Origin of the sequence: Flavobacterium sp. (assembly GCF_044371705.1) — a bacterium.
Classification (GTDB): domain Bacteria; phylum Bacteroidota; class Bacteroidia; order Flavobacteriales; family Flavobacteriaceae; genus Flavobacterium.
The window spans coordinates 1-8,245 of record NZ_JBILTE010000117.1 but is presented as its reverse complement, the minus strand read 5'-3'; the positions used below and the strand labels follow the sequence as shown (position 1 = coordinate 8,245).

Annotated in this window: 10 protein-coding genes and 1 pseudogene; 4 read left to right on the top strand and 7 right to left on the bottom strand. The window is 35.8% G+C overall.

Going from position 1 to position 8,245, the window contains the following annotated elements; genetic code table 11:
• A pseudogene (locus ACIQ2S_RS09010) lies at positions 1–217 on the top strand (TlpA family protein disulfide reductase); the annotation flags it as partial.
• Here the strand turns inward: ACIQ2S_RS09010 and ACIQ2S_RS09005 are convergent.
• Complete coding sequence (locus ACIQ2S_RS09005; protein ID WP_396175152.1) at positions 218–1,018, bottom strand: T9SS type A sorting domain-containing protein; 801 nt, start codon at positions 1,016–1,018, stop codon at positions 218–220.
• A 228-nt stretch (positions 1,019–1,246) separates the two neighbouring features.
• On the opposite strand from ACIQ2S_RS09005, the gene ACIQ2S_RS09000 reads away from it, so the two are divergent.
• Complete coding sequence (locus ACIQ2S_RS09000) at positions 1,247–1,759, top strand: PAS domain-containing protein (RefSeq protein ID WP_396175150.1); 513 nt, start codon at positions 1,247–1,249, stop codon at positions 1,757–1,759.
• A 106-nt stretch (positions 1,760–1,865) separates the two neighbouring features.
• Here the strand turns inward: ACIQ2S_RS09000 and ACIQ2S_RS08995 are convergent, their stop codons facing one another.
• The 6 genes from ACIQ2S_RS08995 to ACIQ2S_RS08970 form a co-directional block, all read right to left on the bottom strand.
• Positions 1,866–2,639: a Bax inhibitor-1/YccA family protein gene (locus tag ACIQ2S_RS08995; protein ID WP_396175148.1), complete on the bottom strand. Its 774-nt coding sequence runs from the start codon at positions 2,637–2,639 to the stop codon at positions 1,866–1,868.
• Positions 2,640–2,721: 82 nt separating this feature from the next.
• Positions 2,722–4,152, bottom strand: coding sequence for a pyruvate kinase (gene pyk / locus ACIQ2S_RS08990; protein WP_396175146.1), 1,431 nt, complete (start codon positions 4,150–4,152; stop codon positions 2,722–2,724).
• Positions 4,153–4,157: 5 nt separating this feature from the next.
• Positions 4,158–4,643 carry an IPExxxVDY family protein gene (locus ACIQ2S_RS08985; RefSeq protein ID WP_396175144.1) on the bottom strand — a complete coding sequence of 162 codons (486 nt, stop codon included), beginning with the start codon at positions 4,641–4,643 and terminating at the stop codon, positions 4,158–4,160.
• 98 nt (positions 4,644–4,741) lie between these two features.
• Positions 4,742–5,482, bottom strand: coding sequence for a ribonuclease III (gene rnc / locus ACIQ2S_RS08980; RefSeq protein WP_396175142.1), 741 nt, complete (start codon positions 5,480–5,482; stop codon positions 4,742–4,744).
• A gap of 6 nt (positions 5,483–5,488) precedes the next feature.
• The gene (gene fabF, locus ACIQ2S_RS08975; RefSeq protein WP_396175140.1) at positions 5,489–6,742 is read right to left on the bottom strand and encodes a beta-ketoacyl-ACP synthase II; all 1,254 of its coding nucleotides are present in this window, start codon (positions 6,740–6,742) and stop codon (positions 5,489–5,491) included.
• A 176-nt stretch (positions 6,743–6,918) separates the two neighbouring features.
• Positions 6,919–7,155 carry an acyl carrier protein gene (locus ACIQ2S_RS08970; RefSeq protein ID WP_310554592.1) on the bottom strand — a complete coding sequence of 79 codons (237 nt, stop codon included), beginning with the start codon at positions 7,153–7,155 and terminating at the stop codon, positions 6,919–6,921.
• A 174-nt stretch (positions 7,156–7,329) separates the two neighbouring features.
• On the opposite strand from ACIQ2S_RS08970, the gene ACIQ2S_RS08965 reads away from it, so the two are divergent.
• Together ACIQ2S_RS08965 and ACIQ2S_RS08960 are read left to right on the top strand one after the other, a co-directional pair.
• Entirely contained in the window at positions 7,330–7,905 is a 576-nt protein-coding gene (locus ACIQ2S_RS08965) for a phosphoribosylglycinamide formyltransferase (RefSeq protein WP_396175138.1), read from the top strand.
• Between the two features lie 13 nt (positions 7,906–7,918).
• Positions 7,919–8,245: ribonuclease HI (locus ACIQ2S_RS08960; RefSeq protein ID WP_396175136.1), on the top strand; the 327-nt coding region annotated here is incomplete at its 3' end.

The following is an 8,245-nucleotide window of genomic DNA, read 5'->3' as shown; positions in this document are numbered from 1 at the left end:
TGAAGCGTGGAAAAAAGCCAATGCGTTTGAACAATTGGAAGCAAACAGTTATTTGATTTTGAATAATAAAACGTCGGAGTACTTATTTTCTTTAAAAATCGATTTTATTCCGCGGTATTTGATTATTGATTCAAATGGTGTTTTAGTCAACGCAAATGCTCCCGGAGCAAACACTGATACAATTGCAGTAGAGTTAAAAAAGTATCTGAGCAATTAACTACCAAACACCAATTTTAACCACCTGGTTTTTTTGATTTTTTATTTCAAAATTCAAAAAATAAATCCCACTCGAACAATCATTGATGTTCAAAGTCATTTGGACTTCGTTCGGATTGTGAAAGGTTTTAATTTTTCTTCCGGAAACATCAAATAAAGTAACCGTCAATACTTGGGATGTGTTTTTTACATACCAGGTTGAATCGTTTGGTTCATAAAATACAATTAGATTCAAAGATTCCTCAGGAATCGCACATTGTGTATTCAAAGGGGAATTGAATGAATAAAAAAGGGATTCATTTTTGTAAAAACAAGTAACATGTCCGGCACCGTTGATATCGGGATAGCCACCTGGAGCGTTGATAATGGATAAAGATCCTATTCCTTCCACCCAAACCGCCGGTTGTGTGCTGATGGTATTTGAATTTGTGGGTGACAAATAAAAATGTTTCAACAACTGATTGTTTACGTTAGAAATCGTCCGGATTGAATCCAACTGATAATAACCACCGTCCGATGGAAAAGGCGTAATAGGATTGTTCATTTGGATAGAATCACCTTCTTGCATGGCAAAATCATACAATAAGAACTCATCTTTGCGGTTTCCGGTTACTTTTGTTAGATATACCTTCTTTTCATTGACGTCTTCGCGAAGTAAAAAAGTGCGGGAAATATAATGGTAGCCGTCAAGTATTTTATGCATTTTGTTGTTCACCAACGTGTCACCATCAGTATAGTAATTATCGGTAATGCAACCATTGTAGCAAGTGGTAACATACCATTTGTTTGTTTGGTCTAACAATGGCCTATAATTTTGACTTTGAAGACAAAACGTAAAAAATAACATCGGAATGATGAGTGCTTTTTTAACCATAACAGTTGTCAAATATACAATAATTAATTAAAGTTCTTCTCTATACATTTTGTCCTAATTTGTTCAAAAACAAAACGTTCAACAAGAGTTAAACTTGTAAAATATTTAAGCAGTATTCAAAGTTAATTTTACATTTGCTCCTTTAAATGAGATATTATGAATGATTTGAACGAATATTACACAGCTTATTCTAGGTATTTTTCAATCCACAATGCTAAGTCAACTCCTTTGCTTTCTTGGAGTTTTTATGTTGACTATTTAAGTCAGCTAAATAAAACTTTAAGCGATCAGCAACTTTTAAATGTTTTTGCCGATCGAAATAAATGGGTAACCAATGGTTTTGAACCGGTTTTAGATAATGATACAGTTGTGGTTGTTACATGTACAAAATTGAAAATTGTTTTTGCTACTAAAAACATTGTTCGAATGAATGGCTATCAGCCGGAAGAAATTATTGGAAAATCGCCTAAATTATTTCAGGGGGAAGCTACTTGTCAGGAAACATCAGGCGAAATTAGAAAAGCGATCGAAAACAAACAACCTTTTGAAAAAGTGGTCATTAATTACCGTAAGGACGGTGAAATTTACAAATGCCACATTAAAAGTTTTCCAATTTTTAATAAGCAAGGCGAATTGTCACACTTTATTGCTTTTGAAAAAGCAGCATAATACTTTGTTGTTCACTTGTCATGCTGAACTTGTTTCAGCATCTTCTAAGCTGATTCCATGTATATTTGAGAATCTGAAACAAGTTCAGATTGACAAAGCAATATTATTAATCTCTACTTGATAGTTTGGAGAGCAAACGTAAAAACTCAACATACAACCATACCAATGTAATCATTAGTCCCATTGCACTGAACCACTCCATATATTTGGGCATTTGACGTTCGGCTCCTTTTTCAATTTGATCAAAATCTAAAAATAAGTTCAAAGCAGCGATCACAATCACAAATACGCTGATTCCGATACTCATCCAAGAATTTCCGTAATGTACCGCCTGAAAGCTTGTAAACATGCTCAAAAGCCACGTAAGTAAATAATAGATGGCAATGGTAATTGTAGCTCCAATGACAACCGATTTAAACTTCTCGGTTACTTTAACCACTTGGTATTTATACAAAAGAAAACAAACCAAGAATGTGGTAAACGTTGCTCCAACAGCTTGAATCACAATTCCGGGATACATTGCTTCAAAAAGAGCAGATAAAGCTCCGATAAACAATCCTTCAAATAACGCATAGCCCGGTGCTAAATAGGCTGACAAATGCGGTTTAAAGGAAGCAACCAGCACTAAAATCAGTCCAACCACGGCTCCGCCAATTAGTAAAGGCATTGGATTGTATCCACTGTCGGTCAACATCCAAGTAAGAGCAGCCGAAGCAACTAATAATCCTAAAAGAATAAAACTTTTGTTAATGGTGCCCGAAATGGTCATCGTGTTGTTGTAGTCAATAAGAACGGATGATCGATTGCCCTGTTCATCTACTTGAACAGTTTGCGGTTTATCAAATTGCTTGTTTTTAAAAAACGGGTTACTTGAATTCATAATTTTTGATAGTTTTAAAACTTTTCAAATATAGTAAAATTTGTTTTTGGCAAAGATTAAACTTCAGTTATCGAAAAATAAACTAGACAATCTCTGACACTCTTAGTGTATTTACCATTCCTTTATCGGCAATAGGCATTGCAGCCAAGTTAATCACCATTTCACCTTTGGTAACAAAACCCTTGCTTTTGGCAATTTTGTTTACATCTTCAACGGTGTCATCGGTACTGGCAAATTTGTCGTAATAAAACGAACGAACGCCCCACAACAAGTTTAGTTGTGTCAAAATTCGTTTGTTTGAAGTGAATACTAAAATATGTGCACTCGGACGCCAAGCAGAAATTTGAAATGCCGTATAACCACTATTTGTTAAAGTAGAAATGGCTTTTGCTCTAATTTCATTAGCCATGATAGCGGCATGATAACAAATGGATTTGGTGATAAATCGCTTTGTACGAACGTGAGGAGGATTTTGCGGAACCATGATTAGCGGGCTGTCTTCCACCGATTTGATGATTTTTGTCATTGTTTCAATTACCTCCACAGGATAATTACCAACTGATGTTTCGCCCGAAAGCATCACAGCGTCAGCACCATCCATAACAGAGTTGGCAACGTCGTTTACTTCGGCACGGGTTGGAGTCAAACTTGTAATCATTGTTTCCATCATTTGTGTGGCAACAATTACAGGAATGCGGGCAGTTTTTGCTCTGTGAATAAGTTTTTTCTGAATCAATGGCACTTCTTCTGCAGGAATTTCAACACCTAAGTCGCCGCGGGCAACCATTAAACCATCACAAAAAGCAACTATTTTATCGATATTTTCAACAGCTTCTGGTTTTTCAATTTTTGCAATAATCGGAATTTTATACGAAGAATGTTTGGCAATCAAATCTTGTAATTCTTCTAAATCTTTTGGTGTTCGAACGAATGAAAGTGCAATCCAATCTACCTCGTTTTCAATCGCAAATAAAGCATCTTTGATGTCTTTTTTGGTTAAAGCAGGCAAGGAAACTTTAGTGTTTGGTAAGTTTACTCCTTTTTTAGATTTCAACGGGCCACCTTGAATCACTTTACAAACAACTTCAGTAGTTCCATTGGTTTCTAAAGCTTCAAACATTAATTTTCCGTCATCCAAAAGAATTTTTTCTCCCGCTTTTACATCTCTCGGAAATTCTTTGTAGTTCATATAAACTCTGTCCGCGGTTCCGGGAATGTCTTCGGCAGTTTGAAAAGTAATTATATCGCCTTTACTTACTACTACATCTTCTTTCATCACGCCAACACGAAGTTTTGGTCCTTGTAAATCGGCCAGAATTGCAGTGGTGTATCCAAACTCGTCGTTTAATCCTCTAATGATGTTGATGCGTTCTTTTACATCTTCATAATCAGCATGCGAAAAATTAATACGGAACACATTCACTCCGGCATCAATCATATTTTTAATCACTTCTTTGCTGCTACAAGCAGGTCCGAGCGTGGCTACTATTTTCGTTTTTTTATCTGTTGGCATTTTTGTTAAAAAATTAAATTGTTTTTTGATTTTATTTGATTTTTAGTCACGTGATATACTGTTGTCACAGTGTCTATGTTTTTTAATTGCGAAGTAATCGCTGATAAGTCAATCTGTTGTTCTTCGGATTCTATTTTGAAAAAGAAATCAACTTTTTTAAATTCCGGTAAAAAGTACAAGGTAGTAGTGAATTCTTGATTTTCGTTAAATAAATTTTGAACTTTATTTTTTTGCGGAACGGCTAGTTCTTTTTTGTTTTCAATTAAATCCCACCAAATGTCCTTTTCCTTGTCTTCAAAGGAGAACCTCGAAAAGGCGGTCTTTTGTTGTTCAAATGTGGTTTGAATTTCTTTTTTATTTCGATGCAATAATATAGGCAATTTTTGATTGATAAAATAGGCCAATCGATAATCTTCCAAGGTTGTGTGCAATGCGATTAACTGATAATCAGCTTCTTCGAAATCATCTAATGCCAATTTGTAAATAGCCATTTTGGAACAAAATAAGTTGTAAATATAGTATTTCTAGGGATTAAAAACCAAGATGTGTACTAACTTAACGCTATTTTATTAACGAAAACGATGTAGTTTTATTTTTTATCCATTTGTTCCTGAAATGCAAAATAAGCTCTTTTGGAAGCAATTTCTTCTGCCTTCTTTTTGGAGGTTGCTCTCGCTTTTGCAATGACTTTATTGTCGATACTGAGTTTTACGCCAAAATACCGCTGACCGTCATTGGCGTTGTCGTCAAAAATGTCATAGTGAAACGGCTTCTTTTCTTTTTGACACCATTCAATGACTAAACTTTTGTAGCTAATCACTTTACCTTCCAGTTTTGGAATATCCACATAAGGCAAAATAACTCTTTTATGAATAAACTTACTGCAATAAGTGTATCCTTTGTCTAAGAAGATCGCTCCAACCAATGCTTCAAAAATATTCCCATGAATATTGTCGCCAAAATGTTGTGAAGGGACTTTGCTATACACAAATTGAATTAAATTTAAATCTTTCCCCAGTTCATTCAAATGTTCGCGACTCACAACTTTCGAACGCATTTTGGTCAAATAACCTTCATCACCTTCCGGCACTTCATTAAACAAATGAGCAGCAATAACAGCACTTAACATCGCATCACCTAAAAATTCCAATCGTTCATAATTAATCGGATTTCCTTTAAAGTCCAATTTATTAGACGAGCGATGGGTAAAGGCTTTTTCGTAAAATTCAATGTTATTGGGTTTAAAACCAAGAATCTTCTGAATATTTTCAAAAAAAATCCCGCCTTCAGTAGGACGGGATTTGGTAAATATTTTTTTAAATAAACTCATAGAGTATTATTCGTCAATTTTTTTAAATAAAACACACGCGTTGTGTCCTCCAAAACCGAAAGTATTACTCATGGCAACTCTAATATCTCTTTTTTGAGCTTTGTTTAAAGTCAAATTCAATTCAGGGTTGATATTTTCATCCACATGCGTATGATTAATGGTCGGTGGTATAATTCCGTGTTTGATTGCTAAAATGGAAGCAATTGCTTCAATTCCTCCCGCAGCTCCTAAAAGGTGTCCCGTCATCGATTTAGTGGAATTGATGTTGATGTTTTTTGCATGATTGCCAAAAACTGCACTGATGGCTTTTAATTCCGCCACATCTCCCAACGGAGTTGAAGTTCCGTGTGTGTTGATGTGTTCCACCTCTTCAGGTTGCATATTCGCATCACGCAAACAGTTTTTCATTACCGCAATTACGCCAATTCCTTCCGGATGAGGTGCCGTTAAGTGATAAGCATCCGATGACATTCCGCCACCTCCAATTTCACAATATATTTTCGCTCCTCTGGCTTTTGCGTGTTCGTATTCTTCTAACACTAAGGCTCCTGCTCCTTCACCTAAAACAAATCCGTCACGAGTGGCATCAAAAGGTCTTGAAGCGGTTTCCGGACTTTCATTTAAAGTGGATAAAGCATGCATGGAGTTAAATCCTCCCATACCTGCAATGGTAACCGCCGCTTCCGAACCGCCTGAGATAATTACATCACATAATCCTAAACGGATGTAATTAAAAGCGTCAATCATCGCGTTGGCCGATGAGGCACAAGCAGAAACGGTAGTATAATTGGGACCCATATAGCCATTTCGCATCGAAATATGTGCAGGGGCAATGTCAGCAATCATTTTTGGAATAAAGAACGGATTGAATTTAGGTGTTCCGTCACCTTTGGCATAGTATAAAACCTCTTCTTGAAAAGTTTCTAATCCGCCAATTCCGGCTCCCCAAATAACACCCACTCTGTATTTGTCAACGTTTGTATCAGTTAAACCTGCATCTTTAATAGCTTCGTCACTGGCAACAATGGCATATTGAGCGAATTTATCCATCCGTCGGGCTTCCTTGCGATCAACGAATTCTTCAATATTGAAGTTTTTCACTTCACAAGCAAATTTAGTTTTGTGCTTTTCTGTATCATAATAAGTAATTGGTGCAGCACCACTAACGCCATTTACTAGTGCATTCCAATATTCCTCAATATTATTTCCTATGGGTGTTAAGGCTCCTAAACCGGTAACCACTACTCTTTTTAACTCCATTTTTTATGCTATTTGTGAGTACGAATATAAACAAAAAAACCCTGAAATTTAATGAAAAATAAAAATCAGGGGTGTTTTTTTAGCTATGTGTATGATTGGATGACAATCAGTAATTTAGTTTTTTAGTAAAATAATAACACCCGTTCCAAGTAATCAGAACGGGATGTAATTAGTTATTATTTTTTAGCTCCTTCAATATAAGAAATAGCTTGGCCAACGGTAGCAATGTTTTCAGCTTGATCGTCCGGAATTTGAATATCAAATTCTTTTTCGAATTCCATAATTAGCTCAACAGTGTCTAAGGAATCAGCCCCTAAGTCATTAGTGAAGCTTGCTTCTGTTACAACTTCATTTTCGTCAACACCTAATTTGTCCACGATAATCGCTTTAACTCTTGATGCAATGTCTGACATAATCTTTAAATTTTAGTTTAATTGTTGGCAAAAATAAAAAACTTTATTTTAAAACAACATTTTAGTTAATAAATGTGACTACGAATTTAAAAAAATTATTTCACAATAGTAGTTCAATCGGCATAAATTCTCATATTTAATTCGTTTTTTTGCCTAATAAAAAGTACAAGAAACATGAAGAACATCGTGATTTTTGCCTCAGGAACGGGTTCCAATGCCGAAAACATTATTCAATATTTCAAAAATCACACCTCTATTTCGGTAGTCGCTGTGTTTTCAAACAATGAAAATGCCAAAGTAATTGAAAAAGCAAAAATTTTGAACGTTCCAACGTTTACCTTCAGTAAAGACGAGCTCTACGGCGATTTTGTAATTGCTAAATTGATGCCTTTTAATCCTGATTTAATTGTTCTGGCAGGTTTTTTATGGAAGTTTCCGGAGCCAATTATTGCCAAATACCCCAATCAAATCATTAATATTCATCCTGCCTTGTTACCAAAATATGGAGGGAAAGGAATGTATGGAAAATATGTCCACCAAGCAGTTTTGGATAATCACGAAACCGAAACCGGAATCACCATCCATTTTGTAAATGAGCATTATGATGAAGGAGGAATTATCTTTCAAAAATCTGTTTCAATTATCGATTGTACCTCAGCGGACGAAATTGCAAATAAAGTCCACGAATTGGAACATCGCTATTTTCCGGAAGTAATTAGCCAACTTATAACCCGTAACCCGCAACTTTAAAACCCGCAACTCGATGAACCACCAAGTCCAAATCTTCACAGATGGTGCCGCCAAAGGAAACCCCGGTCCCGGGGGCTACGGTGTAGTAATGGAATGGGTAGGGAAACCCTATAAAAAAGAATTTTACGAAGGTTTCAGGCATACTACCAACAATCGAATGGAACTTTTAGCGGTAATTGTAGGCTTAGAAAAACTCAAGAATCCAAATACTACGGTTTTAGTTACCTCCGATTCCAAATACGTAGTGGATGCTGTTCAAAAAAACTGGGTCTTTCAATGGGAAAAGAAAGGTTTTGCAGGCAAAAAAAACCCCGATTTATGGATGCGTTTTCTGAAAATC